Genomic DNA, 25,616 nt, shown 5'->3' with positions numbered 1-25,616 from the left:
AAGCGATGAGCGACAACCTGAAGAAGCTCTCCGACCAGGGTGTGTCGATCTGGCTCGACGACATCAGCCGTGAGCGGCTGCGCACCGGCGACCTCGAGAAGCTCGTCAAGGAGAAGTACGTGGTGGGGGTCACCTCCAACCCCACGATCTTCGCCAAGGCGCTGAGCAAGGGCGACGCCTACGACGAGCAGGTGAAGGACCTGGCGGTGCGCGGGGTGACCGTCGAGGAGGCCTCCCGCGCGATCACCACCTACGACATCCGGTGGGGCTGCGACGTGCTGCGCGGCGTCTACGACCGCACCGACGGCCTCGACGGCCGGGTGTCGATCGAGGTCGACCCGCGGCTGGCCCGCCGGACCGCCGAGACGATCGCCGAGGCCAGGGCGCTGTGGTGGATGGTCGACCGGCCCAACCTGTTCATCAAGATCCCGGCGACCGAGGAGGGCCTGCCGGCGATCACGGCGGCGCTCGCCGAGGGCATCAGCGTCAACGTGACGCTGATCTTCTCGCTGGAGCGGTACGGGAAGGTCATCGACGCCTTCTTCGCGGGCCTCGAGCAGGCGCGCGAGAACGGCCACGACATCTCCTCGATCACCTCGGTGGCCTCGTTCTTCGTGTCCCGGGTCGACACCGAGATCGACAAGCGCCTCGACAAGATCGGCTCGGACGAGGCCAAGGGGCTGCGCTCCAAGGCGGGCCTGGCCAACGCCCGGCTGGCCTACGCGCTGTACGAGGAGAAGTTCGCCACCGACCGGTGGAAGGCCCTCAAGGACGCCGGGGCCCGCCCCCAGCGCCCGCTGTGGGCGTCCACCGGCGTGAAGGACCCCGACCTGCCCGCCACCCTCTACGTCGACGGGCTCGTCGCGCCCGGCACCGTCAACACGATGCCGGAGGCGACGCTCGACGCGACGGCCGAGCAGAGCGACGTCACGGGCGACACGATCACGACGGGGTACGACGGCGCCCGCGCCCACATGGCGGCCCTCAAGTCAGTGGGCGTCGACTACGACGACGTGGTCAAGGTCCTGGAGGACGAGGGCGTCGACAAGTTCGAGGTCTCCTGGAAGGAACTCCTCGGGACCATCCAGAGCGAGCTCGAGGCCAAGGGGTCCAAGGCGTGACCTCGGTGGTGACCGCCGGCGGGGTGTCGGTCACCATCCGGGGCGCCGTCGTCGACGAGAGCGAGACGGTCCTCGACCGTCTCGTCTCCGACGGCGTCCCGGGTTCCCTCGCGTCCGGCCATGCCGGGCTCTGGGGGCCGGACACGCGCGAGCGGGCCCGGCGGTCGCTGGGCTGGCTGGATCTGCCGGAACGTTCGCGCGCCCTGATGGGCCCCCTGGCCGAGCTGGCGGGCGAGGCGCGCGGGGCGGGGCTCGACCGCGTCGTGCTCGCCGGCATGGGCGGCTCGGCGTTCGCGGCCGAGGCCGTCGCGCGCTCGGGGGGCGCGGAGCTGACCGTGCTCGACACCACCGACCCGCACCAGGTGGGCGCCGCGCTCGGCGACCGGCTGGACCGCACGCTGGTGGTGGTGTCGAGCAAGAGCGGCTCGACCGTCGAGACCGACGCGCTGCGGCGGGTCTTCGAGGGCGCGTTCGCCGCCGCGGGGATCGGCGGCGACGACCTGAAGCGCCGCTTCGTGGCCGTCACCGATCCCGGCTCGCCGCTGGAGGCCCTGGCCGCCGAGCGCGGTCACCGGGTCGTCCCGGCCGACACCGACGTGCCCGGCCGTTTCGGCGCGCTGTCGGCGTCCGGGCTGGTGCCCGCGGCGCTGGCGGGCGTGGACGTGGCGCGGCTGCTGGACGAGGCGTCCGCGCTGGCGCCGCGGCTGCAGCAGCCCTACGACAACCCGGCGCTGGCCCTGGGGGCGGTGCTGGGCGGCTCGGCGCTGACCGGCCGCGACAAGCTGGTCGTCGCCGACCACGGCTCGGGCCTGGTGGCGTTCGGCGACTGGCTGGAGGCGCTCCTCTGCGAGTCCGCGGGCAAGGGCGGCAGGGGCCTGCTGCCGGTCCTGGTCGAGAGCGTGGTGGCGCCCGGTTTCGACCTGACCCCCGACATGCGCCGCGTCGTGCTGGGCAGCCGCCCGGACGAGCCCGGCGCGGGCCGCGAGGCGGGGCTGAGCGTCTCGGGCCCGCTCGGGGCCCAGTTCCTGCTGTGGGAGTACGCGACGGCGGTCGCGTGCCGGGTCCTCGGCGTCAACCCGTTCGACATTCCCGACGTCGGGGAGTCGGAGGCCAACGCCGCCGCGCTGCTGAGGGCCGAGGAGGGCACCGCCCCCACCGTGATCCACACCGCTCCCACGCTGGTGTCGGGCGCCGTGGAGGTGCACTGCCGCGAGGAGCTGCTGAAGGGCGTCAAGGACCTCCCGGACGCGTTCGACCGCATCCTGTCGGGGGTCGCCGACCGCGGCTACCTCGCGGTGATGGCCTATCTCGACCGGGTGGGCGACGCCTCGGCGGCCGGGCTGCGGTCGCTGCTGGCCGCGCGCGGCGGGCGGCTCCGCAAGCAGGCCGTCCCGGTCACGTTCGGCTGGGGGCCGCGCGTCCTGCACTCGACCGCGCAGTACCACAAGGGCGGTCCGCAGAACGGATCGTTCCTGCAGATCACCGGGGCGGTCAGGAACGACGTCGAGGTGCCGGGCAGGCCCTACACGCTGGGGCAGCTCCAGCTGGCCCAGGCGTTCGGCGACCTGCGGGTGCTGCGCTCGATGGGTCGCCCCGCCTTCCGCGTCCACCTGCGCGACCGCGAGGAGGGTCTCGCACAGCTGACCAAGGTGCTCACCGCCTGACCCGCGGTCGTGCACCCGTTCACCAATCGTCATCCATAAGATCGGCGTTTTGGTGGCTGTTGCCCGTTCCCTCCTGAAACGATGGGGGCTCAGGAGGAATGGTGTCCGGATTCGACGTACTGACCCGCGGCGAGGCCCTCGACGCGGCGCTGCAGGCTCGTGACTACCTCGTGAGCTGCGGCGTCCCCGGCGCGCTGGCCGCCAAGGACCCCCGGCTCTGGGGGCGGCGCGCGGTGGACCACAGCCGGCTGGGCTGGCTGGACCTGCCGTTCGCCTCGCACGGCCTGCTCAACCAGATCGAGGGCCTGGTCGCCGAGGCGCGCTACTCGGGGCTCGACCACGTCGTGCTGATCGGGATCGGCGCGGAGACGATGGCCGCGCAGGCCGTCGTCGAGGCCCACTCCCCCGCCGCGGCGCGACAGCCGGCCGCGGCCGGGGCGCCGGGCACGCCGCCGCCGGACGACTCCGGATACCCGGGAGCCGCGGGGGCCCGCGACACCGAACGTTCCGGCGAGCTGACCGTCCTCGACGGCTCCGACACCGCCGCGCTCTCGTTCGCCCTCGAACGGCTCGACCGCACCCTCGTCGTGCTCTCCAGCAAGGCGGGCGTCTCGCTGGAGGGCGACGCCTACCGGCGCATCTTCTCCACCGCGTTCCGCGAGCACGGCCTGTCCGAACGCGAGATCGCCGGGCGGTTCCTCGTCATCACCGACCACGGCAGCCCCCTCCACGACTTCGCGCGCCAGTGCGGCTACCGGGTCGGGCTCACCGACCCCTACCTGCCCGGGCACTTCGGCGCCCTGTCGGCGTACGGGCTGGTCCCCTCGGTCCTGGCCGGCGCGGACGTCGGCCGGCTGCTCGACGAGGCCGCGGCGGTCGTGCCGTCACTCGCCCGCGACAACGAGAACCCGGGCCTGCTGCTCGGCGCGGTCCTGGGCGGCTGCGCGCAGCAGAACCCGCAGGGCACCGCGCGCGACAAGGTCGTGGTCCGCGAGCCGGGCGGCCCGGGCGCGCTCAGCGCCTGGATCTCCCAGATCCTGGCGGTCGGCACGGGCAAGCAGGGCCGCGGCGTGCTCGCGTTCGAGACTCCCGGCAACCCGGGCGACCGGCCCGACGTGCACGCGGTCGCGCTCAACCCGGCCGCCGGCTCCGGCACCGACGCCGACACCTCGCTGTGGGCTCCGCTCGGCGGGCAGTTCCTCATCTGGGAGTACGCCACCGCCGTGGCGGGCTGGCTGCTCGGCGTCAACCCGTTCGAGCCGGGCGGCCCGGTGGTCCAGGACGCCGAGGACGACGCGGCGACCATCCTGCGGGCGGCGGGCGCGGGCCCGCTGCTCACCGGCTCCGCGACGTTCGTCGACGGCGACATCGAGGTGCACACCGACCTCGCCCACACCGGCGCCGCCGACCTGTCCTCGGCGCTGGGCGACCTGCTGAGCCGCATCCCGGCCGACGGCTACCTGTCGGTGGTCACCTACCTGTCCGGCGACTTCTCCGGCCGCTACCTGGCGCCCGCGCTGGCCCGCCGCACCGGGCGGCCGGTCTCCTACGGCCCCGGGCCCGGCTACCTGCACGCGACCGGCCCCATCCACAAGGAGGGGCCGGGCAACGGCGCGTTCCTGATCATCACCGGGGAGCCGGGCACCGACCATCCCGTGCCGGGCCGCCCGTACACCCTCGGCAAGCTCCAGCTCGCCCGCGCGGTGGCCGAGGTGCGCGCGCTGCGCCAGCGCGGCATGCCCGTCCTGCGGCTGCACCTGCGCAACCCCGTCGAATCCGCCGGACGGCTCGCCGAGGCGGCCCGCGCCACGTGAACAGCGACCGGATCCGGCCGTGACCAGTTACACCGCGGTCGTCTCAGGCGACACGACCGTCACCGCCCGCGGGCCGGTGCGGGAGGCCGCCGAACGCATGCTGGGCAGGCTCTGGATCGACCAGGTGCCGGTCCGGCTCGCCTCGGAGGACCCCTCGCTCTGGCCGTCCGGGGCGGCGGCCGACGACGATGGCCGCACGTTGTGCTGGCCCGGCCAGCCCGGCCCGTCCAGGGCGCTCCTGCCGCGGCTGGACGAGCTGCGCGAGCGGGCGCGCGCGCAGGGGCTCACCGAGCTGGCGCTGCTCGGCCGCGGCGCCCCCGCCAGGGCCGCCGAGCTCATCGTCCGCAACTCGGCGGCGGGCCGGCCGCTGACGGTGCTGGAGAACGCGGAGCCGGGCCCGGTCGTCCGGCTCGGCGCCGACCACGAGCGGCTGCGGCGCACGATGGTCGTGGTGAGCGGCGACGACACCACCTCCGACACGCTGCGCCGGATCTTCGTGCGGATGTTCCAGGATCTGAACCTGTCGCCCGCGCAGATCGCCCGGCGGTTCGTCACCGTCGCCGCGCCGGCCGACGCCTCGGCCAAGCGCGCGGACGAGGCGGGCCACCCGCTGATCGAGGCCCCGGCGCGGACGGCCTTCGGCGTGCTGTCCCCCTACGCCCTCGTCCCCGCCGCGCTGGCGGGCACCGACGTCGCCGCCCTGCTCGACCACGCCGCGACCGTGCTGCCCTCCCTCACCAGGCCCGAGCACAACCCGGGCCTGGTGCTGGGGGCCATCCTGGGCGGCGCCGCCCGCGCGGGCCGCACGACGGTGGTGCTGGGCGACTATCCCGCGTCGCTCCCGGGGCTGGCCGACTGGGTCGCGGTGCTGCTCGCCGAGGCGACCGGCGGGCGGCTGCTGCCGCTCGTCCAGCACGGCGGCCTGCCCGTCGTGCCGTCCGACGACGTGTTCCTGGTGACGCTGGACGGCCGTCCCCGGCAGGACGACGCGACCGTCACCGCTCCCCCGTCCGCGCAGCTGGTGGTCTGGGAGTACGCGGCTGCGGTGGCCGCGCACCTGCTCGGCGTCGACCCGCTCGCCGGGCCGCCGGCGCCCGCGGAGGGCTCCCCGCGACCGGAGCCGGCGCCGCCGGTGCTGGTCGTCGGCGATCCGGGGCGCGCCGTGGAGGTGCACACCGCCGATCCGGCGGTCGCGGCCGCCACCGGCCTGGACGGCGTGTTCGACGCGCTGGCCGGCCGCGTCGACGAGGACGGGCACCTGGCCGTCGTCGCGCATCTCGACCCCGACCCGGTACGCGGGCAGGGCACGCAGGTCCGGCGGCTGGCGGCGCTGCTGGCCTCCCGCTGTGCCCGCCCCGTGACGATCAGCTGGGGTTCCCGTTACCCGGCAATCGGGAATGATCGTCGGGAGAGGGGCGTATACCTGGTGTTGACCGGGAACGTCGTTCACGACGTGCCCGTACCGGACCGGCATTACCGGTTGGGCCGGCTCCAGCTCGCGCAGGCTCTCGGGGAGGCGCGTGCGGCGAGGAGCGGGGGCCGTCCGGTGGTCCGGCTGCATCTGCAGAATCGCTGGGCGGGACTCGCCCGGCTGCTCGAATCCGCCCGAGGAGAGGCATGAGGTCGGCACGACCACCGACATCCAGAGATATGCCGTTCACAGATATGCCAGAAGAGGGGGCCGTCACGTGAGCACCACATCCAACCCGCTCAGGGATCCGCGGGACAAGCGGCTGCCCCGGGTGGCCGGGCCCTGTGTGCTCGTGTTGTTCGGAGTCACCGGGGACCTGTCGCGCAAGAAGCTGCTGCCGGCCATCTACGACCTGGCCAACCGGGGGCTGCTGCCGCCGGGTTTCTCGCTGGTCGGCTTCGCCCGCCGTGACTGGGACCACCAGGACTTCCGGCAGATCGCCTACGAGTCGGTCAAGGAGCACGCCCGCACCCCCTTCCGCGAGGAGGTCTGGAAGCACCTGTCGGAGGGCATGCACTTCGTCCCCGGCGAGTTCAGCGACCCGGGCGCGTTCGACGCGCTCGCGATGGCGGTCAAGGAGCTCGACCAGACCCGCGGGACCGGCGGCAACTACGCGTTCTACCTGTCCATCCCGCCGAAGTTCTTCCCCCAGGTGGTCGAGCAGCTCCAGCGCAGCGGCCTGGCCGAGCACGACGACGACTCGGCCTGGCGGCGGGTGGTCATCGAGAAGCCGTTCGGCCACGACCTGACGAGCGCCAAGGAGCTCAACGACACGGTGCACCGCGTCTTCCCCGAGGAGTCGATCTTCCGGATCGACCACTACCTCGGCAAGGAGACCGTGCAGAACATCCTGGCGCTGCGGTTCGCCAACACGATGTTCGAGCCGATCTGGAACCGCTCCTTCGTCGACCACGTGCAGATCACCATGGCCGAGGACATCGGCATCGGCGGCCGCGCGGGCTACTACGACGGCATCGGCGCGGCCCGTGACGTCATCCAGAACCACCTGCTCCAGCTGCTGGCGCTGACCGCGATGGAGGAGCCCACCTCGTTCAGCGCGGAGGCGGTCCGGGCCGAGAAGGCCAAGATCCTGTCCTCGGTGCGGGTGGCGGACGACCCGGCCCAGGCCACCGCGCGCGGGCAGTACGCGGCGGGCTGGCAGGGCGGCGTGGCGGTGAAGGGCTATCTGAACGAGGACGGCATCCCCCCGGACTCGCGCACCGAGACGTACGCGGCCATCAAGCTGGAGATCGACAACCGCCGCTGGGCGGGCGTGCCGTTCTACATGCGCACCGGCAAGCGGCTCAGCCGCCGGGTGACCGAGGTCGCGATGATCTTCCAGGCGGCGCCGCACCTGCCGTTCTCGCAGACCGACACCGAGGAGCTCGGCGAGAACGCCCTGGTCATGCGGGTGCAGCCGGACGAGGGCATCACCGTGCGGTTCGGCTCCAAGGTGCCCGGCACCTCGATGGAGATCCGCGACGTCAACATGGACTTCGCCTACGGCGAGTCGTTCACCGAGTCCTCCCCCGAGGCCTACGAGCGGCTGCTGCTCGACGTGCTCATCGGCGACCCGCCGCTGTTCCCGCGGCAGGAGGAGGTCGAGCTCTCCTGGCAGATCCTCGACCCGGTGACCGAGTACTGGGCGTCCCAGCCCAAGCTCGACCAGTACAAGTCGGGCGGCTACGGACCGCGCAGCGCGGACGAGCTCATGGCCCGCGACGGACGCGCTTGGAGGCGACTCTGAGATGAACATCGATCTCACCGACACCAGCACCCGCCGGATCCAGGAGGCGCTGACGCAGGCCCGGCACCTGATGGGCGGCCCGGCCGTCGGCATGGTGCTGACGCTCATCATCGTGACCGACGAGTCCGCGCAGTACGACGCGGTCCGGGCCGGCACCGAGGCGTCCCGCGAGCACCCGTGCCGCGTCCTGACGGTCATCTCCCGGGAGGCGCGCGGCAGCAGCTCGCGGCTCGACGCGGAGATCCGGATGGGCGAGACCGGCCCCGGCGAGACCGTGCTGCTGCGCATGTACGGGCCGCTGGCCGAGCACTCCGACTCGGTGGTCGTCCCGCTGCTGATGCCCGACACGCCCGTGGTGACCTGGTGGCCCGGCGGCAAGGTGCCCAAGGTGCCCGCCGACGACCCGCTGGGCGCGCTGGCCCAGCGGCGGGTGACCGACGCCTACGCCGCCCGCGACCGGCTCGGCACGCTGGCCAAGCTGGCCGAGGGGTACCAGCCGGGCGACACCGACTTCTCGTGGACGCGGCTGACGCCGTGGCGGTCGCTGCTGGCCGCCGCGCTCGACCAGGACCACGACGAGATCACCGGGGGCGAGGTCTCGGCCGAGCCCGACAGCCCGAGCGCCGAGCTGCTGGCGGCCTGGTTGTCGATCCGGCTCGGCGTCCCGATCAGCCGGGTGGTCTCCGACGGCCCGGGCATCACCGGTGCCACGCTGACCACCAGGAGCGGCGACCTGGTGGTCTCGCGGCCGGACGGCCGGGTGGCGACGTTGTCGCGCCCCGACCAGCCGGACCGGCAGGTGGCGCTGCAGCGCCGAGGCATGTCGGAGCTGCTGGCCGAGGAGCTGCGGCGGCTCGACCCCGACGAGCCCTACCAGGAGGCGTCGGCCAAGTTCGCCAAGGACCTGGCGGCCGGGGACGGCTCCGCCGCCAAGGACAAGAAGACCAGGGCGGCGGCCCAGGACAAGACGGCCGTGCCCAAGTCGGCCAAGCCCAAGAACGGCGCGGAGGGGACGGGCGGATGACCACCCCGACCGTCCTGATCCACCGGGACCAGAAGCTGCTGGCCCAGGCGGTGGCGGCGCGGCTGGTCACGCGGATCGTCGACGTCCAGGCCGCCCGGGACGGCGCCTCCGTCGTCCTGACGGGCGGCGGCGTCGGCACCGCGGTGCTCGCCGAGCTCGCCGCCACCGGCGCGCGCGACGCGATCGACTGGCGGCGGCTGGACGTGTGGTGGGGCGACGAACGGTTCCTGCCCAGCGGCGACCCCGAGCGCAACGAGACCGGTGCCCGCCAGGCGCTGCTCGACCACGTCGGCCTCGACCCGGCGCGGGTGCACGCCATGCCCGCCACCGACGGCCCCGACGGCGACGACCCGGAGGCCGCGGCCGAACGGTACGCGGCCGAGCTGCGGGCCGCCGCCCGGCCCGAGGACCACGGCCCGGTGCCGTCGTTCGACATCCTGATGCTGGGCGTCGGGCCCGACGCGCACGTGGCGTCGCTGTTCCCGGAGATGCCGGCGGTCTACGACGAGCGTCCGGCGATGGCGGTGCGGGGCGCGCCCAAGCCACCGCCCACCCGGATCTCGCTGGGCTTCAAGGCGATCAACGCCGCCCGCGAGGTCTGGATCCTCGCGGCCGGCGAGGGGAAGGCGCGGGCGGTCCGGATGGGCCTGTCGAGGGAGGCCGGGCCGGTGCAGGTGCCGGTCGCGGGCGTGCGGGGCCGCCAGGCCACCCTGTTCCTGCTCGACCGGGCGGCCGCGTCGCAGCTGCCGCCGGGGATCGAGCGCATCGCCTCCCCCTGAGGGCCGCGGATGTTGTTCCCCAAGCACACGTGGGCGGGCCTCGCCGACGGGACGATCACCTTGGCGTTCCGGCGGTGGGCACGCCCGCGCGTGCGCGCCGGCACCCGGCTGCGCACGGCGGCCGGCGTGGTCGCGGTGGAGGACGTGCGCACGGTCGATGCCGCGTCGATCACCGAGGACGAGGCGCGGCGCGCCGGGCACGCGTCGCTGGAGGAACTGCTCGCCTTCCTGGCCGCACGCTCCGACGGCGAAGTGCACCGCGTCCTGCTGCGTTTCGAGGGCGCCGACCCGCGCGAGGCGCTGCGCGAGCGCGCGGATCCGGACGCCGGCGAGCTCGCGGCGGTGCTGGCGCGGCTCGAACGGTTCGACCGCGCGTCCCGGCGCGGCCCGTGGACGGCGGCGGTGTTGCGCCTGATCGCCGACAACCCCGGGGTGCGGGCGCCCGACCTGGCGGGACGCCGCGGCGTCGAGACGGCGCCGTTCAAGGCCGACGTGCGCAAGCTGAAGGAGCTCGGGCTGACCGAGAGCCTCCCGGTCGGCTACGAGATCTCACCGCGCGGCCGCACCGTGCTCGCCGCCCTCGAGTCGGGCGCCTGAGCGAGCACTCGACCCAGGGCGTGTCTCGAAGTCGACTGCCCCAGGGCTCAGCGGACACCGCGCGGCATGCGGCGGCCGCCGCCCTTGCGCTGCCTGGACGGGCGTCCGGGCGTGAAAACCGGGACGCCCCAGGACAGGCTCATGCTCTCCCCGACGGGCACCTGGGCCCAGCGCTCGGCGGCGGTGCGCAGCCCGGCGACGGCCCGCTCGATGTCACCGGCGGTGACCGGCAGCGGCTCGGTGCTCACGATCCCCTGCATGGCGCGCATGGCCGCCAGCGCCCGCTCGGCGCCGTGGCCCTCCTCGACCGCGTCGTGGACGGCGCCGGCCACGGCCTCGGAGACGCCGATCCACGCCCCGTTGGCCTTGAGGATCTCCTTGGAACGTTCGGCCGCGTGCGGCCGCCGCCGTCCCTCGAGAACCGTCATGTTGGTGAACATCGCGCCCGCCGCGACGCTCCCCCAGAAGCCGCGGTCGAGCTCGAACTCGCGTTCGGCGATGAAGTGGGCGAGGTCGTGCGGGACCGGGCTGGTGCGGTCGTAACCCGGCACCCGCACGGTCACGCCGTCGTCCCGTGCGGCGGTGCTGAAGTAGACGTTGCCCGCCGTCCGGTGAAAGGTGACCTGCATGATCCCACCATCGTCGACACCGGGCGGCGCGGGCAATCGGTTTTCCTTGACCTTCCCCGAATGCCGGGCCGGAGCATGACGCGCCGCCGAGGACATACCCTGTCGGACGGGGACATCCCCGTGCCGGACACCGGCGGACGCTGAGGAGGGTCAGAGGTGCTCAAGGGTCGGGCCGCAGCGGCGGGAACGGTGATGATGACCGTGGTGGTGATCGCCGCCTCCGCGTGCTCGGGTGACGATGGCGGCACGTCCGGCGGCGATTCCGGCGGCGGGAAGGCCCCGGCGGTCAACCTGGCGATCACCCCGGCGACCGGCGCCAAGCAGGTCGCGCCCGACCAGCCGGTCACGGTCAAGGCCGACAAGGGCAAGCTGACCGAGGTGACCCTCGCCGACGCCAAGGGCCGCAAGGCCGCCGGCAGGCTCGCGGCGGACGGCCTGTCGTGGAAGTCGGACTGGACGCTGCGCCCGTCGACCACCTACACCGTGACGGCCAAGGGCACCGACGACGGCAAGGCGGCGACGGCCACCTCCACGTTCACCACGCTGACGCCGCGCAAGAAGCTCGAGAGCGGGATGGCGCCGCTGGAGGGCGAGAAGGTCGGCGTCGGCATGCCGGTCCAGCTGCTGCTCACCCAGCCGGTCTCCACCAAGGAGGGCCGGCAGGCGGTCGAACGTTCGCTCGAGGTGAAGATGTCCAAGCCGGTGGAGGGCGCCTGGCACTGGATCAGTGACAAGGAGGTCGACTTCCGGCCTCGCGAGTACTGGCCGGCGAACTCCAAGGTCCAGGTCGTCGCGCACCTGGCGGGCGTCAAGGCGGGCAACGGGATGTACGGGGTGAAGGACCGCACGCTCAGCTTCACCGTCGGGCCCAGGCACTACACGAAGATCAACGCGAAGACGCACCGGGCGACCGTGACCGACGGCGACGAGACCGTGCGCTCGATGAAGGTCAGCCTCGGCAAGCCCGGCGACGACAGCTACACCGGCGTCATGATCGCGCAGGAGAAGCAGGCGCACATGGTCATGGACTCCTCCACCACCGGCAACCCCGGCGATTACCGCACCCCGACGGACTGGAACGTCCGCATGACCTACAGCGGCACGTTCGTGCACTCGGCGCCCTGGTCGACCGGCTCGCAGGGCAGCGCCAACGTCAGCCACGGCTGTGTCAACGCCTCGCCGTCGGACGCCAAGTGGTTCTACAACTTCACGCAGCGCGGCGACGTCATCGAGGTCACCGGCACCACCCGCAAGCTGAAGTTCGGCAACGGGCCGACACCGTGGGCGATCTCGTGGAGCGGCTGGCTCCAGGGCAGCGCCCTGGGGGCGCCGGTCACGGGCCGGCCGCTCACGTGAGACCTCTCCCCTAGGCGTCACAGGTGACGTAGGCGCCACAGGTGACGTCGCGGGCGGGCGGCACACCGGTCGCCAGGTAGCCGTTCACCCGGTCGTCGACGCACGCGTTGCCGTACGAGGCCTGGTAGGGGGCGTGCACGAACGCCCGCAGCGTCACCAGCCGCGAGCCCGGCAGCAGCCGCGACTCGCCGCCCGGGCGCCGGCGCCATCGACCAAAGTCGATCCCGCATCGACCTGCGGTCACTGCCGCGGCGCCCGCCGCCCTATACCGTTGACCAGGTGGAACTGCGGCGGACCAGGCGCGAGTGGGCCACCGACGCCGCCGTCACCGTCGTGGCGGCGGTGGTGGGCCTGCTCATGCTCGGCGCCTCCATGAGCAGTTTCGAGGAGGGCAAGCAGGCCTACCTCGTCAACGACCTCGTGGTCGGTGCCGTGGCGTGCGGCCTGCTCCTGCTCCTGCGCCGCACCTGGCCGGTCGGCCTGGCGGTGGTGCTGATGATCACTCAGATCTTCGCGTCGACGGCGTACGGCCCGGCCGCCCTCGCGGTGTTCACGGTCGCGGTGAACCGGTCCTGGCTGGTGACCGCCGCCGTCGCCGCGGCCAACCTCGGCGTCATCACCGTCGTCTTCAGCCTCGTCCCGCTCGACCCGACGGAGTACCGGGAAGGGCTGGTCACGTTCTATTCGGGGTACGCGGTGCTGGTCAGCGTCGGGCTGCTGATCCGGTCGCAACGCCTCCTCATCCGGTCGCTCAGGGAACGTGCCCGGGAGGCCGAGGAGGGCCAGCGGCTGCGCGTCGAGGAGGCCCGGCTGCTGGAACGCGAACGCATCGCCCGCGAGATGCACGACGTCCTCGCGCACCGGATCTCGCTGCTCTCGGTGCACGCCGGAGCCCTGGAGTTCAGCGCCGACGTCCCGCCCGCGCAGCGGGAGGCGGCCGGGGTCATCCGCCAGTCGGCCTACGAGGCCATGGAGGACCTGCGCGAGGTGATCGGCGTGCTCCGCGGCGACGGCGAGCTCACCACCGAGGCCCGCGCGCCCGGCGAGCGCGACCGGCCGCAGCCCACGCTGACCGACCTGCCCGCGCTGATCGACCAGTCGCGCGAGGCGGGCGCGCACGTCACGCTGGACGCCCGGATCGCCGACCCCGACGCCGTCCCGGCCCGGATCGGCCGCCACGCCTACCGGGTCGTCCAGGAGGGACTGACCAACGCGCGCAAGCACGCGCCCGGCGCGCACGTCCGCGTCATCGTCGAGACGCCGCACGAGGACGAGCTGACCATCGACATCGTCAACCGGCTGCCGCCCGGTCTGCCCCCGCTCGGCCTGCCCGGCGCGGGCGCCGGGCTGGTCGGCCTCAAGGAGCGCGTCGCCCTGGTCGGCGGCACCATCGAGCACGGCCGCACGTCGGACGTGTACCGCCTTCATGTGGCCCTGCCGCTCCCCGAACGATCAGTAGAGTGAGGCAAATGGACTCGCCCATCCGCGTGCTCATCGTCGACGACGACGCCCTCGTGCGGAGGGGGCTGTCGATGATGCTGGCCGGCGCCGGAGACCTGGAGGTGGTCGCGGACGTCGGCGACGGCGCCGAGGTCGTGGCCGCGGTCAACCAGCACCACCCCGACGTGGTCCTGATGGACATCCGGATGCCGCGGATGGACGGGCTCGCGGCCACCGAGCTGCTGCGGTCCCGCACGGACCCGCCCGAGATCATCATTCTCACCACGTTCGACACCGACGACCACATCCTGCGCGCGATGCGCGCCGGAGCGGGCGGCTTCCTGCTCAAGCACACCCCGCCCCCGGAGATCATGCGGGCGATCCGGCAGGTCGCGGCCGGTGAGCCGATGATGTCGCCGGCGGTGCTGCGCCGGATGATGTCGTACGTCGCGGGCGCCGGGGTCGACCCGCGCCGGGAGCGGGCCAGGGCCCGGCTCGGCACGCTGAGCGAGGGCGAGCGCGCGGTCGCGCTGCTGGTCGGACGGGGCAGGACCAACAGCGAGATCGGCCGGGAGCTGTCGCTGAGCGTCGCGACCGTCAAGGCGTACGTCTCGCGGCTGCTGACCAAGCTGGAGCTCAACAACCGGGTGCAGATCGCGCTGCTGGTCCACGACGCGCGCGACGACCACGACGGCCGCGACGGCCGCGACGGCCGCGACGGTCCATCGGACGGGTGAGCATCGACTTTGGTCGACGGTGCTCTGGACCCCCGGCCGACGCGCGGGGCCGGCCGGCCCCGGCAGCCTGGAAGGCATGATCAGTGTTGAGAGCCTGACCAAGCGGTATCGCGAGGTCACCGCGGTCGAGGACGTCTCGTTCCGCTGTGAGCCGGGAACGGTCACCGGGTTCCTCGGCCCCAACGGGGCGGGCAAGTCCACCACGATGCGGATGATCTGCGGGCTGACCCCGCCGACCTCCGGGTCCTCGACCGTCAAGGGGGTCCCCTACCGCCGTATCAGCAACCCCGGCCGGCACGTGGGCGTGCTGCTGGACGCCGCCGCGCAGCACGCGGGCCGCACCGGCCGCGAGACGTTGTCGCTGTCCGCCCAGATCCTGGGCGTCGACCAGAGCCGCGTGGGCGAGATGCTCGAGCGCGTGCGGCTGTCCCCCAAGGCGGCCCGGCGCCGCGTCGGCGGCTACTCGCTCGGCATGCGCCAGCGCCTCGGCATCGCGCAGGCGCTACTCGGCGACCCGAGCGTGCTGATCCTGGACGAGCCCGCCAACGGCCTCGACCCCGAGGGCATCTTCTGGATGCGCTCGATGTTGCGCGACTTCGCCGACCGGGGCGGCACGGTCCTGCTCTCCTCGCACCTGCTGCTGGAGGTCGAGGCGGTCGCCGACCGTTTCGTCGTCATCGCCGGCGGCCGGATCGTCGCGCAGGGCAGCAAGCAGGAGCTGCTGACCAAGCCCGGCGGGGTCATCGTGCGCGCCCTCGACCCGGCGGCCCTCCAGGCGGCGCTGGCGCAGGCGGAGCTGACCGCGCGGCCGGACGGCCAGGGCGCGTTCGCCGTCGACGCCTCCCCCGAGCAGGTGGGACGGGCCGCCGCCGCCAACGGCGTCATCCTCCTGGAGCTGCGCCAGGCCGGCGGGGGCGGCCTGGAAGAGCTGTTCCTGTCGCTCACCAACCCGGCCGCCGCCACGGCACCCGTCCCGCAGGAGGCACTGCGATGACCACGATCACCGCGCCGGCCTCCCTGCTGGAGCCGGCCCGCCCGTCCCTCGCGCGGCTCAGCGCCGTCGAGATCCGCAAGATGGTCGACACCCGCTCCGGCCGGTGGATGCTCATCCTCATCGCGCTCACGGCGGTGGCGATGATGCCGGTCATCCTGTTCGCGGTCCCCGAGGAGGACCAGACGCTGCTGGAGTTCTTCACCGCGTCCCAGACCGGCGTCTCGTTCCTCCTGCCCGTCATCGGCATCCTCGCGGTGACGAGCGAGTGGTCCCAGCGGACGGCGCTCACCACGTTCACGCTCGTCCCGGAACGGCCCCGGGTGCTGGTGGCCAAGCTCTTCGCGGGTTCGGCGCTCGGCGCGCTGTTCGTCGCCGTGGGCCTGGTGACGGCCGTGATCTCGCGCGGGATCGGCGAGGTGACGGGCCGGTCGGACGGAAGCTGGACCCTCACGCCCGGCCGGATCGGGCTGACCCTGCTGTTCGCCGTGCTCACGCTGCTCATGGGCGCCGCGTTCGGCATGTTGTTCATGAACTCGCCGCTGGCGATCGTGATGTTCTTCGTGCTCCCCACGCTCTGGACGACGCTCGGCGAGGTGGTGTCCAAGCTCAAGGGCGCGGCGGGCTGGCTGGACACCAACCGCACGCTCCTCGCGCTCAGCGAGCCCGGCACCATCACCGGGGAGGAGTGGGCCCGCGCGGGCACCTCGCTGCTGTTGTGGCTGGTCCTCCCCCTGGTGATCGGCGTCATCCGCCTGATCAGGCGTGAGGTGAAGTAGCCCGCCGGCGCAGGAGGACCTGGACGAGGCGGACGAGCTCGGCCGCCGCGTCCGGGTCGTCGGCGCGCCGGGAGGTGAAGGGCAGCGGCCCGAGCCGTTCGAGGCGGACGTCCTCGCGCGCCAGCACGAAGACCAGGGCGAGCAGGGCGGACCTGGCGTTGCCGTCGGCGAACGGGTGGAAGAAGCAGACGTCGAGGTAGGCGCGGGCGGCCCGGGACGCGAGAGGCACCGAGCCGCCCGGGACGCGAGCGGTTATCGCGAGATCCTGCGGGCCAGGGCGGGCATGAGCTTCAGCGCGTTGCCCCGGTGGATCGCCCGGCGCATACGTTCGTCCAGCGCGGGGTCACGCTCCAGGCCCCTGGTGGTGGCGGCGACCTCGGCGGCGGTCGTCTGGGCCCAGTCCGTCCCGTACAGCAGGCGGCCCGGCCCGGCGGCGGCCAGCAGGGTCGGGGTCGCGTACGGCGAGGGCGGGGCCGCGGTGTCGTAGTAGAAGCGGCGCAGCGCCCTGCGGAAGGCCTCCGGCCGCGGGCCGCGCCCGGTCCTGCCCGCGTGCTCGATCCGCCCGCCGATGTAGGGGAGGAAGCCGCCCGCGTGGGACAGGATGACCGAGATCCGCGGGTGGCGGTCCATCGTGCCGGAGTTGACCAGGTTGAACGCCGCGCGGGTCGTGTCCAGCATGAAGTCGCCGATCCAGTCGTCCATGCCCGGCACCTCGAAGTCCTGCCCCGGCAGCGGGGCGGGATGGGTGAAGACCACCGCGCCGCGCCGGTCGAGCTCGGCGAACAGCGGGTCGAACGCCGTGTCGCCGAGGTAGCGGGCGCCGTCGTTGGTCATCAGCAGGACGCCGTCGGCGCCGAGGACGTCGAGGGCGTGGGCGGCCTCCCGCAGCGCCACGTCGACGTGCCGCAGGGGCAGGTAGGCGAAGAAGCCGAAGCGCGAGGGATGTTCGCGGACGAGGTCCGCCAGGTCCTCGTTGATGATCCGGGTGCCGGACTCGGCCACCGCCCGGTCGCGGAACGCCAGGGACGGGACGGGCGCGGACGCGACGCCCACGGCGATCCGGTTCCTCTCCATCGTCTCGATGGTCTCCGGCAGGCTCCATCGTCCCCAGCGCGGGCCGCCCTCCGGCGGCAGGAGTCCCTGCTCGACGGCCCACCGGCGCATCGCGGGCGGCACCGCGTGGTGGTGGGTGTCGATCCGGAACGGCCGCGACCCGGCGGGCATGGCCGGCATGGCCGAGGTGGTGGACGCGGCGGTCGCGCCGGACGGCACGGGTCCGAGGGCCGCCGCCGAGGTGGTCAGCGCCGCCGTCCGGAGGACCCGCCGCCTGCTGATCGTTCGCATTCGTGCTCCCTGGTCGCGAGGGCCGCCCTCAAGGAGCATATAAGAATATCTCACTTGAGACTATATTTGTCGCAACCGAACTCTGCGGGAGCGGTCTCACCCGGATCAGGTGGGGGCCGGTGGGCGGGGCCGGGTCACGGTGAGCGCATGAACCGCGTACCCGCGCTGTGGTCCGCCGCGTACGGACCGAACCGCTCGCCCGTCGTCCGCTTCCTCGCGCGCCGGGCGCTGAGGCTGCACTCCTTCGCCCGCGATCTGGCCCGGACCGACCACTACCCGTTCGCGGGCCACTGACCGGCCGCCGGCCGCACGTTCCTTCGGCCGCCGTCGAAACGATCCGGACGTAGGTTCGGGTCATGACGACGACCTTCCACGCCCTGCACCACGCCGGCGAGCCGCTGCTCCTGCCGAACGCGTGGGACTTCACCAGCGGGGCGCTGCTGGCGGACGCGGGCTTCCCTGCGGTCGGGACGACGAGCCTGGGCATCGCGGCGGCGGCGGGCAAGCCCGACGCGCGCGGCGACACCCTGGCGGAGACCACAGGGCTGGCGCGGGCCCTGGCGCGGCTGCCCGTTCCGGTGAGCGTCGACATCGAGGGCGGCTTCTCCGACCTGCCCGGCGAGGTGGCCGCGCTCGTCGCCGATCTCGCCGCGGCCGGGATCGCCGGCGTCAACATCGAGGACGGTCGGCCGGACGGCTCGCTGCGGCCGGCCGGCGAGCACGCGGCGGTGATCGAGGCCGTCAAGGCGGCGGCCCCCGAGGTGTTCCTCAACGCGCGGACCGACACGTTCTGGAACGGGCAGGGCGGGGTGCGCGAGACGATCGGCCGTGCGGACGCCTACGCCGCCGCCGGGGCGGACGGGATCTTCGTGCCCGGCGCCGCCGGGGACGAGGACGTGCGGGCGCTGGTCGAGGCGATCCCGCTCCCCCTCAACGTCCTCCATCTGCCGGGCCGGACCGAGTTCGCCCGGCTGGCCGATCTCGGGGTACGGCGGGTGAGCTGCGGCTCGCTCCTCTACCGCACGGCGCTGCGCGCGGCGGTGACCACGGCGCTCGGCATCGCGGGCGGGGAGGCCGAGCGGCCGGTCCCGGCCTACACCGACATCCAGCGCCTGCTCGTTCGTTAGCCCGGTCACCGGGCGGCGGAGGTCAGTGGCCGGTGATGGCGTCCGCCACGTGGGCCAGGACCGAGGTGCGGGGCGAGGCCGAGGCCGTCTCGCGCGCGTCGGCGCCGCGGTAGAGCGCGTACATCGCCTGGACGCCGATCCAGCGCAGCGGTTCGGGCTCCCAGCGGCGGACCCGCCGGCCCACCCACGGCAGCGCGGTGAGGTCGGTCTCCTCGCGCAGGACGAGGTCGCGCAGCGTGCGCCCGGCGAGGTTGGCTGTCGCGACGCCGTGGCCGGTGTAGCCGCCCGCGTGGCCGAGCCCGCTCGCGTGGTCGTGCGTCACGGTCGCGCACCAGTCGCGCGGCACGCCGAGAACGCCGGACCAGGCGTGATCCACCTCCCCCTCCCCCGCCACGGCGGGGAACATCGCGGTGAGCATCCGCCACAGCAGGTCGACCGTGCGCTCCTGCGTGCGCCCGTCGTCGTCGACGCGCGAGGCGTAGCGGTAGGGCCTGCCCCGCCCGCCGAACGCGATGCGCCCGTCGGCGGTGCGCTGCGCGTACATGTAGTAGTGCGCCATGTCGCCGAGCAGTTCGGCGCCGTCCCAGCCGACCCGTTTCCAGACCTCGGCGGGCAGCGGCGTCGTGACGATCATCGAGCTGTTCATCGGCAGCCAGTCGCGGTGGTGACCGCGCAGCCCCGCGGTGAAGCCCTCCGTCGCCCTGATCACGTGGTCGGCGGTGACCGTGCCGAACGGCGTCTCGGCGGCGGGGCCGCTCCGGCCGGCGCGCGGCGTGATCCGGGTGACCGGGGTCCGCTCGAAGATCTCGACGCCGAGGTCGCGGACGACCCGGGCCAGGCCGCGGACCAGCGCGGCGGGCTGGATCCGGGCGCAGTGCGGGCTCCAGACACCGCCGAGCGCGCCCTCGACGCGGACCCGCTGGGACGGGTCGAGCAGGACGAGGTCGTCCTCGGTCCAGCCCCACTCGCGGGCCTCGGCGACCAGTCCGGAGAGGCGGGCGTGCTGGGCCTCGTTGCGGGCGACGGTCAGCACGCCGCCCTTCACCACGTCGGCGTCGATGCCCTCCCGGCCCGCGACCGCGACGACCTCGTCGACGGCGGCGAACATGGCGCCCTGCAGCGCCACCGTCGCCGCGCGGCCGTGCCGGCGTGCGTACCGCTCGCGCGACCCGGCGAGCTCGCCGACCACCCAGCCGCCGTTGCGGCCGGAGGCGCCGAATCCGGCGAACTCCTTCTCCAGCACCACCACGCGCAGGTCGGGACGGGCGCGCTTGAGGTAGTAGGCGGTCCACAGGCCGGTGTAGCCGGCACCGACGACGCACACGTCGGCCGTGCGCGAACCGGGCAGGGACGGGCCCGCGCCGGGCACACCGCCCTCGTCGCGATACCAGTACGAGACCGAGCCGTTGACATGGCCGTCGGACCGCGGCGCGGAGGACACCCTCGAACTCATGCCCTCATGATGACGCAATCCGTGGCAATTGGCAGCAACAGCTACTGAATCAGTTGTGTAGCGTCAATCATGTGTCGTGATCCGTGCCAGCCGGGCCGTTCGGCGAGATAGTGGCCGGGGTCGCCGCCGGGCCGCCGCCGCATGCCGAGGCGTTCGGCCAGCTCGGCGGAGGCGGGGTTGGCCTCGTCGATCTCGGCGGTCACCCGGCGCAGGTGCAGCACCTCGAACGCGTAGTCGAGCACCGCGCGGGACGCCTCGGCCGCCAGCCCCAGCCCCCAGTGGGCGGGCTCGAGGCTGTAGACGATCTCGACGTCCGCGTCGTGGCCGCGCAGCCCGGCGACGCCGACCAGCGAGCCGGGCGGCGGCGCCGCGCCGACCGCGCCGACCGCGTCGCCGCGATCGGCCGCCCGCAGCGTCCACAACCCGTAGCCCTCGGTCGCGAAGTCGCGCTGGCTGACCGCGATGATCTCGGTCACCTCGAGCGCCGACAACGTCTTGTCGTCGAACAGGTGCCGGCGCACCCGCGGGCCGGTCCAGTGCGCCAGCAGCGCCCGGTGGTCGCTCATGCTGACCGGGTGCAGCGCGAGCCGGTCGGTGCGCAGCACGTCGTCACTCATCACCGTGATCTCCCCACTCCGGGGCGGGCTCGCCGTCCGGCACGCCCGCGCGGAAGACCCGTAGTTGCAGCGCGAGCGCCGCGTAGTAGCCGACCAGGGTGACCAGCTCGACCAGGGCCGAACGCCCCAGCGTCGCGACCGCCTCGGTGTAGAGCGCGTCGCCGAGGTCGCGTTCGGCGGCGAGCTGCCGCGCCGCCTCGTAGACCACCCGCTCGCGCACGTCGGCCAGCATCGGGGCCCGGCCCTCCCGCAGCGCGTCGAGCTCGCCGGGGTCGAGCCCGGCGCGCAGGCCGACCCGCTCGTGGGCGTACCACTCGAAATCCGAGCGCCAGTGCCGCGCCACCACCAGCGTGGCGATCTCGCGCTCGCGCTTGCTGAAGGAGGTGCGGAAGCGCAGTGCCGCGCCCAGCTCCTGCAGCGGCCCGCCCACGGCGGGGCTGTAGAGCATGGCGTTGAACGGGCCGAGCAGCCGCCCGTCGTCGTCGACGAACCGGAAGACCGGGGCCCGGCCGGCCCGCGGGCCGCCCCGGACCGCGTCGTACACCTCGCGCTGCTCGTCGCTCAGCATTCCCGGGAACAGGAGGGGCAGTCGTGCCGGACGACCGGTGGCCACGGGTTGATCGTTGACGTGCTCACCACTCAGCGGGTCGATCACTTACGGAACGGTAAGCGGTCGGGCCGGAAGGCTCAACCCCCGTCCCGAAAGGTGAAACCGTCAGCTCATGATGACGTAGCGATTCCGTAACAGCAGTGGGCGAACGTGATCAATGACCGCGGAGGCCGTGTTCGATCACTTGGGGGACGTTTCCATGCCGCTGCTGCGCATCCGGACCGAGATCGAGGACAGACCAGGGCGCCTGGCGCTGCTCACCGCGGCGCTGGCCCGGCGGGGCGCCAACATCCTCGCGCTGAACGTCCAGGTCGACGCCGAGGGCGTGGTCGACGAGTTCATCGTCAACGTGCCCTCGCGCGGCACCTCCGCCGACGGCCTGCGGCAGGCGCTGGAGGACGCGGGGGGCGTCCGCACCGCCGTCGTCGCGGCCAGCCCGCACGAGCTGATCGACGAGCCCACGCGGGTCCTGTCGCTGGCCGCCCGCCTGCGCGCCGAGCCGCACGCCCTCCCGGAGGTGCTGGCCGACCTCCTGCGCGCCGGCTCGGCCACCTGGGTGCCCGCCGGTGCGGACGAGCCCGCGCCGGACGTCCTGACAGTCCCGGTGGGCCAGCGGCGGGCGGTACGGCTGCGGCGCCCGGGACTGCCGTTCACCGCCACCGAGGCGGCCCGTGCCGACGCCCTGATCCGTGCGGTGCTGCCCGGCGGCGGGCCGCGGCCGACCTCCCGCCGGGTGGCGCTGCGGGACGGCACCGAGATCACGGTTCGGCCGATCGAGCGGCGCGACGCCGCCGCCGTGCGCGAGATGCACGAACGCTGCTCGCTGGAGAGCCGGCGGATGCGCTACTTCAGCGCCAAGCCGTTCCCTCCGCCGCGCGCCGTCGAGCTGTTCTGCGACCCCTCGCACGGGCTGACGCTCGTCGCGGAGGGCCCGGACGGGTCGCTGCTGGCACTCGCCCACCTGATCCACGTGCTCGACCCCGGCGTGGCCGAGCTGGCGTTCCTGGTCACCGACGACTGGCAGGGCCGCGGGCTCGGCCGGGCGCTGTCCGAGCTGCTGGTGGTGCTGGGCCGCGACCGCGGGCTGGTGGAGCTGCGGGCGACGGCGCTGAGCGAGAACGCGCGGATCAGGCGGCTGCTGACCTCGCTCGGCGGCCGGACCCGGCGGACCGAGGAGCCCGGCATCGTGGAGGTCAGGCTGCGCCTCGACGGGCGCCCAGTGATCACCGGGACGGGGGGCCGCCGCACGGCGCGGTAATGGCACGTTCCACGATCGGCGGGCTGGCAGGATGGCCGGGTGACCGGCATCTATGACGACCCGTGGGCCTACGAGCTCGCCTGCTCGTTCCGCGACGTGGCCGCCGAGGTCGACGAGCTCACCGCCTGGTACGGCCGGCACGCGGGCGCGCCCGCCGGCACCGTGCTGGAGCTGGCCGCCGGTCCCGCCGAGCACGCCCGCGAGTTCGCCAGGCGCGGCTCCCGGGCGACCGCGCTCGACCTCAACCCGACGATGTGCGCCTACGCCGCCGAGCGGGCCGAACAGGCGGGCGTCGCCCTCGACGTCGTCCAGGCGGACATGACCGACTTCGCCCTGGGCCGGCGGTTCGATCTGGTCATCACGATGCTCGACTCGACGTCCCACCTCATGACGCTCGACGCGTTCGTGGCCCATCTCGACCGCGCGGCCGGGCATGTGGCCGGCGGCGGGCTCTACGTCGTGGAGATGTCGCACCCCAAGGACCGGCTGACCGACGAGCCCAGCGTGGGCACGGCCTGGACGGTCGACCGCGACGGCGTGCACGCCGCCGTGCGCTGGGGCGAGCCGGACGACCGGCTCGACCCCGTCACCCAGATCGCCGACGACCGCGTCACGATGACCATCACCGGGAACGGCGCCGAACCGCGCGTGATCCGCGACGTCGTGCCGTACCGCTTCTGGAGCGCGACCGAGGTCGAGGCCGCCGTCCGGCTGTCCGGCGCGTTCGAGATCGTGGCCCGGTACGGCGACTTCGGCGACGTGGCGCTCACCGATCCGGCCGCCTGGAGAATGATCACACTGCTGCGCCCCCGCCGTACCGCCTAAAATCTCCCCTCATGGAGGTCCTTGCGCGCGACGGCTCGTGGGTGTTCGACGGCGAGGTGCTCCGGATCGTCCCGGGCCGTGACCGGGGCGTGCACAAGCTCCGCAAGGCGCTGGGCGAGCTGGTCGTCCCGCTGGAGGCGATCGCCGGGATGGCGTTCGAGCCCGGTCGCAAGGGCGGCCGGCTGCGGCTCCGGCTGCGCGCCGCCGCCGATCCGTTCAGCCAGGCCGTGGCGGGCACGCTCACCGACTCCGCCGCCGACCCGTACCGGCTGTCGATCGGCTCGGGCCGGACCGGCGCCGCCGAGTACCTGGTCGACGAGATCCGCAACGCGCTGCTGCTCGACCAGGTGCCCGACGGGCCGTGCGAGCGTTACCTCATGCCGGGGCCCGCCCTGCCGGTGAGCGCCTCCGCGGGGGACGGCACGGCCTCGTTCGACGGCGAGCGCGTGCGCCTGGAGTGGAACTGGATGGCCAACTCCCGCAAGGAGACGGCGGGACCGCAGCTGTTCGAGCTGGCCGAGATCGCGGGCGTCGACTGGGCGCCGCAGTCCGGGATGGGCTACGGCTTCCTGCGGTTCCGGCTCAAGGCCCCCAGCCTCCAGGTCACCGCCGAGGAGGACCCGCACTGCCTCGCCTGGGGCATCCAGAAGGAGGGCGGCCTGACGGCGCTCGTGGCCGCCGCGGTCGTCGCCCACCTGCCGCACCCGGCCGCGGCCGCGGGCGACGCCGCGGCCGCCGCCGGCCCGGAGACCCCCGCGGTGGAGGCCCCGGACCGGGGCGACGATCACGACACGCTGCTGCGGCGGCTCCGCGAGCTGGGCGACCTCCACAAGGAGGGCATCCTCACCGACGAGGAGTTCGCCACGGCCAAGCAGGCGCTGCTGCGCCGCTTCTGAGCCGCTTCTGAGCCGCTTCTGAGCCGTTCAGGGCGTGACGGCCCAGCCGGGCATCGGGTAGGCGGCCAGCAGCTCGCGCACCTGGCCCGCCACCCGGTTGAGGACGTCCTCGTCGTCCGCCTTGGCGACCGATTGCACCACCTCGTCGATCCACGCGGCCAGCCGGGGCATGTGCTCCTCGGTCAGGCCGCGGGTGGTGATCGAGGAGGTGCCAAGCCGCAGGCCGGACGGGTCGAACGGCTTGCGCGGGTCGAACGGCACGGCGTTGTGGTTGAGCTCGATGCCGGCGCGGTCGAGGGCCTGCGCGGCGGGCTTGCCCGCGACGCCCTTGCCGGTCAGGTCGATGAGGATCAGATGGTTGTCGGTCCCGCCGGACACCAGGTCGTAGCCGCGGTCGAGCAGCGCGCCGGCGAGGGCGCGCGCGTTGGCGACGATCTGGCGGGCGTAGGCGGCGAACTCCGGCTGAGCGGCCTCCTTGAGCGCCACCGCGATCGCGGCGGTGGTGTGGTCGTGCGGCCCGCCCTGCAGGCCGGGGAAGACGGCCTTGTCGATCGCCTTGGCGTGCGCCGCGTCACACATGATCATCGCGCCGCGCGGGCCACGCAGCGTCTTGTGCGTGGTCGTCGACACCACCCCGGCGTGGCCGACCGGCGACGGGTGCGCGCCACCGGCGATCAGCCCCGCGATGTGCGCGATGTCGGCGGCCAGCACGGCGCCCGCCTCCCTGGCGATCTCGGCGAACGCGGGAAAGTCGATGGTGCGCGGGATGGCGGTGCCGCCGCACCAGATCAGCTTGGGCCGCTCCTTGAGCGCCAGGTCGCGGACCTGGTCCATGTCGATCCGGCCCGTGTCGGCGCGCACGTCGTAGCGCACGGGCGTGAACCACTTGCCGGTCGCCGACACCGACCAGCCGTGAGTGAGGTGGCCGCCCATCGGCAGCGACAGACCCATGACCTTGTCGCCCGGGTCGAGGAAGGCCATGTAGACCGCGAGGTTGGCGGGCGAGCCGGAGTAGGGCTGCACGTTGGCGTGGTCGGCGCCGAAGAGGGCCTTGGCCCGTTCGATGGCCAGCAGCTCGATCGGGTCGACGTTCTGCTGGCCCTCGTAGTAGCGGCGGCCCGCGTAGCCCTCGGAGTACTTGTTGGTGAGGACGGACCCGGTCGCCTCCAGCACCGCCGGCGAGACGTAGTTCTCGGAGGCGATGAGGCGGATCTTCTCGTACTGGCGGCGCGCCTCGGCCTCGACCAGATCGGCGATGTCGGGGTCCTGGGCCTGCAGATGGGGAATGGCCGGCTCGTGCATGACAACCTCCGCGCTGATGTCGCCCGGGGGCTCTG

Annotated in this window: 26 protein-coding genes; 18 read left to right on the top strand and 8 right to left on the bottom strand. The window is 73.6% G+C overall.

The window, feature by feature from the left end:
* Nucleotides 1-5 precede the first annotated feature (5 nt).
* The 8 genes from tal (at nucleotide 6) to ABZ810_RS24385 (ending at nucleotide 10,217) form a co-directional block, all read left to right on the top strand.
* Nucleotides 6-1,121, top strand: coding sequence for a transaldolase (gene tal / locus ABZ810_RS24420; RefSeq protein WP_358406765.1), 1,116 nt, complete (start codon nucleotides 6-8; stop codon nucleotides 1,119-1,121).
* A complete protein-coding gene (locus tag ABZ810_RS24415) occupies nucleotides 1,118-2,785 on the top strand; it encodes a glucose-6-phosphate isomerase (RefSeq protein WP_358406762.1) in 1,668 nt (555 codons plus the stop codon). The genes tal and ABZ810_RS24415 overlap by 4 nt, the downstream gene beginning before the upstream one ends.
* A gap of 101 nt (nucleotides 2,786-2,886) precedes the next feature.
* Complete coding sequence (locus ABZ810_RS24410; protein WP_358406761.1) at nucleotides 2,887-4,599, top strand: phosphoheptose isomerase; 1,713 nt, start codon at nucleotides 2,887-2,889, stop codon at nucleotides 4,597-4,599.
* Nucleotides 4,600-4,618: 19 nt separating this feature from the next.
* A complete protein-coding gene (locus ABZ810_RS24405; RefSeq protein WP_358406759.1) occupies nucleotides 4,619-6,220 on the top strand; it encodes a glucose-6-phosphate isomerase in 1,602 nt (533 codons plus the stop codon).
* 67 nt (nucleotides 6,221-6,287) lie between these two features.
* Complete coding sequence (zwf, locus tag ABZ810_RS24400) at nucleotides 6,288-7,817, top strand: glucose-6-phosphate dehydrogenase (RefSeq protein ID WP_358406757.1); 1,530 nt, start codon at nucleotides 6,288-6,290, stop codon at nucleotides 7,815-7,817.
* Between the two features lies 1 nt (nucleotide 7,818).
* Nucleotides 7,819-8,841 carry a glucose-6-phosphate dehydrogenase assembly protein OpcA gene (locus tag ABZ810_RS24395; RefSeq protein ID WP_358406756.1) on the top strand — a complete coding sequence of 341 codons (1,023 nt, stop codon included), beginning with the start codon at nucleotides 7,819-7,821 and terminating at the stop codon, nucleotides 8,839-8,841.
* Entirely contained in the window at nucleotides 8,838-9,620 is a 783-nt protein-coding gene (gene pgl / locus ABZ810_RS24390) for a 6-phosphogluconolactonase (protein ID WP_358406753.1), read from the top strand. Before ABZ810_RS24395 ends, pgl begins: the two co-directional genes overlap by 4 nt.
* Nucleotides 9,621-9,629: 9 nt before the next feature.
* Nucleotides 9,630-10,217: a hypothetical protein gene (locus ABZ810_RS24385; protein WP_358406751.1), complete on the top strand. Its 588-nt coding sequence runs from the start codon at nucleotides 9,630-9,632 to the stop codon at nucleotides 10,215-10,217.
* 47 nt (nucleotides 10,218-10,264) lie between these two features.
* On the opposite strand, the gene ABZ810_RS24380 is transcribed toward ABZ810_RS24385, so the two are convergent.
* On the bottom strand, nucleotides 10,265-10,846 hold the full coding sequence (locus ABZ810_RS24380; RefSeq protein ID WP_358406750.1) for a hypothetical protein: 582 nt from the start codon (nucleotides 10,844-10,846) through the stop codon (nucleotides 10,265-10,267).
* 156 nt (nucleotides 10,847-11,002) lie between these two features.
* Here ABZ810_RS24380 and ABZ810_RS24375 point away from each other — a divergent pair, with 156 nt between their 5' ends.
* Complete coding sequence (locus tag ABZ810_RS24375) at nucleotides 11,003-12,202, top strand: Ig-like domain-containing protein (protein WP_358406748.1); 1,200 nt, start codon at nucleotides 11,003-11,005, stop codon at nucleotides 12,200-12,202.
* 10 nt (nucleotides 12,203-12,212) lie between these two features.
* Here the strand turns inward: ABZ810_RS24375 and ABZ810_RS24370 are convergent, their stop codons facing one another.
* Nucleotides 12,213-12,446 carry an alpha/beta hydrolase gene (locus tag ABZ810_RS24370; RefSeq protein WP_358406746.1) on the bottom strand — a complete coding sequence of 78 codons (234 nt, stop codon included), beginning with the start codon at nucleotides 12,444-12,446 and terminating at the stop codon, nucleotides 12,213-12,215.
* Nucleotides 12,447-12,481: 35 nt separating this feature from the next.
* Here ABZ810_RS24370 and ABZ810_RS24365 point away from each other — a divergent pair, with 35 nt between their 5' ends.
* From ABZ810_RS24365 to ABZ810_RS24350, 4 genes are all read left to right on the top strand, one after another.
* Complete coding sequence (locus ABZ810_RS24365) at nucleotides 12,482-13,666, top strand: histidine kinase (protein ID WP_358406744.1); 1,185 nt, start codon at nucleotides 12,482-12,484, stop codon at nucleotides 13,664-13,666.
* A 5-nt stretch (nucleotides 13,667-13,671) separates the two neighbouring features.
* Nucleotides 13,672-14,379, top strand: coding sequence for a response regulator transcription factor (locus ABZ810_RS24360; protein WP_358406741.1), 708 nt, complete (start codon nucleotides 13,672-13,674; stop codon nucleotides 14,377-14,379).
* A 76-nt stretch (nucleotides 14,380-14,455) separates the two neighbouring features.
* Complete coding sequence (locus tag ABZ810_RS24355; protein WP_358406739.1) at nucleotides 14,456-15,373, top strand: ATP-binding cassette domain-containing protein; 918 nt, start codon at nucleotides 14,456-14,458, stop codon at nucleotides 15,371-15,373.
* A complete protein-coding gene (locus ABZ810_RS24350; protein ID WP_358406736.1) occupies nucleotides 15,370-16,149 on the top strand; it encodes an ABC transporter permease in 780 nt (259 codons plus the stop codon). Before ABZ810_RS24355 ends, ABZ810_RS24350 begins: the two co-directional genes overlap by 4 nt.
* Here ABZ810_RS24350 and ABZ810_RS24345 read toward each other — a convergent pair.
* Together ABZ810_RS24345 and ABZ810_RS24340 are read right to left on the bottom strand one after the other, a co-directional pair.
* Complete coding sequence (locus tag ABZ810_RS24345) at nucleotides 16,130-16,378, bottom strand: Fic family protein (RefSeq protein WP_358406733.1); 249 nt, start codon at nucleotides 16,376-16,378, stop codon at nucleotides 16,130-16,132. The genes ABZ810_RS24350 and ABZ810_RS24345 overlap by 20 nt on opposite strands.
* Nucleotides 16,379-16,401: 23 nt before the next feature.
* Nucleotides 16,402-17,493 (bottom strand): amidohydrolase family protein, encoded by a 1,092-nt coding sequence (locus ABZ810_RS24340; protein ID WP_358406730.1) that lies wholly within the window; start codon nucleotides 17,491-17,493, stop codon nucleotides 16,402-16,404.
* A gap of 147 nt (nucleotides 17,494-17,640) precedes the next feature.
* Here ABZ810_RS24340 and ABZ810_RS24335 point away from each other — a divergent pair, with 147 nt between their 5' ends.
* Both ABZ810_RS24335 and ABZ810_RS24330 read left to right on the top strand, forming a co-directional pair.
* Nucleotides 17,641-17,787, top strand: a complete 147-nt coding sequence (locus ABZ810_RS24335; RefSeq protein WP_358406728.1) for a hypothetical protein — start codon at nucleotides 17,641-17,643, stop codon at nucleotides 17,785-17,787.
* Nucleotides 17,788-17,849: 62 nt separating this feature from the next.
* The gene (locus ABZ810_RS24330) at nucleotides 17,850-18,620 is read left to right on the top strand and encodes an isocitrate lyase/phosphoenolpyruvate mutase family protein (RefSeq protein ID WP_358406725.1); all 771 of its coding nucleotides are present in this window, start codon (nucleotides 17,850-17,852) and stop codon (nucleotides 18,618-18,620) included.
* 22 nt (nucleotides 18,621-18,642) lie between these two features.
* On the opposite strand, the gene ABZ810_RS24325 is transcribed toward ABZ810_RS24330, so the two are convergent.
* Genes ABZ810_RS24325 through ABZ810_RS24315 form a run of 3 tightly spaced genes read right to left on the bottom strand, consistent with a single transcriptional unit; the run spans nucleotide 18,643 to nucleotide 21,345 of the window.
* The gene (locus ABZ810_RS24325) at nucleotides 18,643-20,073 is read right to left on the bottom strand and encodes an FAD-dependent oxidoreductase (RefSeq protein WP_358406723.1); all 1,431 of its coding nucleotides are present in this window, start codon (nucleotides 20,071-20,073) and stop codon (nucleotides 18,643-18,645) included.
* Between the two features lie 41 nt (nucleotides 20,074-20,114).
* A complete protein-coding gene (locus tag ABZ810_RS24320; protein WP_358406721.1) occupies nucleotides 20,115-20,690 on the bottom strand; it encodes a GNAT family protein in 576 nt (191 codons plus the stop codon).
* Entirely contained in the window at nucleotides 20,683-21,345 is a 663-nt protein-coding gene (locus tag ABZ810_RS24315; RefSeq protein WP_358406720.1) for a carboxymuconolactone decarboxylase family protein, read from the bottom strand. Before ABZ810_RS24315 ends, ABZ810_RS24320 begins: the two co-directional genes overlap by 8 nt.
* 154 nt (nucleotides 21,346-21,499) lie before the next feature.
* Here ABZ810_RS24315 and ABZ810_RS24310 point away from each other — a divergent pair, with 154 nt between their 5' ends.
* From ABZ810_RS24310 to ABZ810_RS24300, 3 genes are read left to right on the top strand one after another with little or no spacing between them, the layout of a single operon-like run.
* On the top strand, nucleotides 21,500-22,558 hold the full coding sequence (locus ABZ810_RS24310; protein WP_358406719.1) for a GNAT family N-acetyltransferase: 1,059 nt from the start codon (nucleotides 21,500-21,502) through the stop codon (nucleotides 22,556-22,558).
* A gap of 39 nt (nucleotides 22,559-22,597) precedes the next feature.
* Nucleotides 22,598-23,383 carry a class I SAM-dependent methyltransferase gene (locus ABZ810_RS24305; protein WP_358406717.1) on the top strand — a complete coding sequence of 262 codons (786 nt, stop codon included), beginning with the start codon at nucleotides 22,598-22,600 and terminating at the stop codon, nucleotides 23,381-23,383.
* An 11-nt stretch (nucleotides 23,384-23,394) separates the two neighbouring features.
* Nucleotides 23,395-24,279, top strand: a complete 885-nt coding sequence (locus ABZ810_RS24300; RefSeq protein WP_358406714.1) for a DUF4429 domain-containing protein — start codon at nucleotides 23,395-23,397, stop codon at nucleotides 24,277-24,279.
* Nucleotides 24,280-24,306: 27 nt separating this feature from the next.
* On the opposite strand, the gene glyA is transcribed toward ABZ810_RS24300, so the two are convergent.
* Nucleotides 24,307-25,581, bottom strand: coding sequence for a serine hydroxymethyltransferase (gene glyA / locus ABZ810_RS24295; RefSeq protein ID WP_358406711.1), 1,275 nt, complete (start codon nucleotides 25,579-25,581; stop codon nucleotides 24,307-24,309).
* Nucleotides 25,582-25,616: the final 35 nt, after the last annotated feature.

Origin of the sequence: Spirillospora sp. NPDC047279, from assembly GCF_040643285.1 — a bacterium.
GTDB lineage: Bacteria > Actinomycetota > Actinomycetes > Streptosporangiales > Streptosporangiaceae > Spirillospora.
This window is presented reverse-complemented; position numbering and strand designations above follow the sequence as displayed.

What these genes read in the sequence shown, in the direction of transcription:
- tal (WP_358406765.1), top strand. Translation starts at nt 6, where the DNA reads ATGAGCGACAACCTGAAGAAGCTCTCCGACCAGGGTGTGTCGATCTGG.
- ABZ810_RS24395 (WP_358406756.1), top strand. Translation starts at nt 7,819, where the DNA reads ATGAACATCGATCTCACCGACACCAGCACCCGCCGGATCCAGGAGGCG.
- pgl (WP_358406753.1), top strand. Translation starts at nt 8,838, where the DNA reads ATGACCACCCCGACCGTCCTGATCCACCGGGACCAGAAGCTGCTGGCC.
- ABZ810_RS24385 (WP_358406751.1), top strand. Translation starts at nt 9,630, where the DNA reads ATGTTGTTCCCCAAGCACACGTGGGCGGGCCTCGCCGACGGGACGATC.
- ABZ810_RS24380 (WP_358406750.1), bottom strand. Translation starts at nt 10,846, where the DNA reads ATGCAGGTCACCTTTCACCGGACGGCGGGCAACGTCTACTTCAGCACC.
- ABZ810_RS24360 (WP_358406741.1), top strand. Translation starts at nt 13,672, where the DNA reads ATGGACTCGCCCATCCGCGTGCTCATCGTCGACGACGACGCCCTCGTG.
- ABZ810_RS24355 (WP_358406739.1), top strand. Translation starts at nt 14,456, where the DNA reads ATGATCAGTGTTGAGAGCCTGACCAAGCGGTATCGCGAGGTCACCGCG.
- ABZ810_RS24350 (WP_358406736.1), top strand. Translation starts at nt 15,370, where the DNA reads ATGACCACGATCACCGCGCCGGCCTCCCTGCTGGAGCCGGCCCGCCCG.
- ABZ810_RS24340 (WP_358406730.1), bottom strand. Translation starts at nt 17,493, where the DNA reads ATGCGAACGATCAGCAGGCGGCGGGTCCTCCGGACGGCGGCGCTGACC.
- ABZ810_RS24335 (WP_358406728.1), top strand. Translation starts at nt 17,641, where the DNA reads ATGAACCGCGTACCCGCGCTGTGGTCCGCCGCGTACGGACCGAACCGC.
- ABZ810_RS24330 (WP_358406725.1), top strand. Translation starts at nt 17,850, where the DNA reads ATGACGACGACCTTCCACGCCCTGCACCACGCCGGCGAGCCGCTGCTC.
- ABZ810_RS24325 (WP_358406723.1), bottom strand. Translation starts at nt 20,073, where the DNA reads ATGAGTTCGAGGGTGTCCTCCGCGCCGCGGTCCGACGGCCATGTCAAC.
- ABZ810_RS24320 (WP_358406721.1), bottom strand. Translation starts at nt 20,690, where the DNA reads ATGAGTGACGACGTGCTGCGCACCGACCGGCTCGCGCTGCACCCGGTC.
- ABZ810_RS24310 (WP_358406719.1), top strand. Translation starts at nt 21,500, where the DNA reads ATGCCGCTGCTGCGCATCCGGACCGAGATCGAGGACAGACCAGGGCGC.
- ABZ810_RS24300 (WP_358406714.1), top strand. Translation starts at nt 23,395, where the DNA reads ATGGAGGTCCTTGCGCGCGACGGCTCGTGGGTGTTCGACGGCGAGGTG.
- glyA (WP_358406711.1), bottom strand. Translation starts at nt 25,581, where the DNA reads ATGCACGAGCCGGCCATTCCCCATCTGCAGGCCCAGGACCCCGACATC.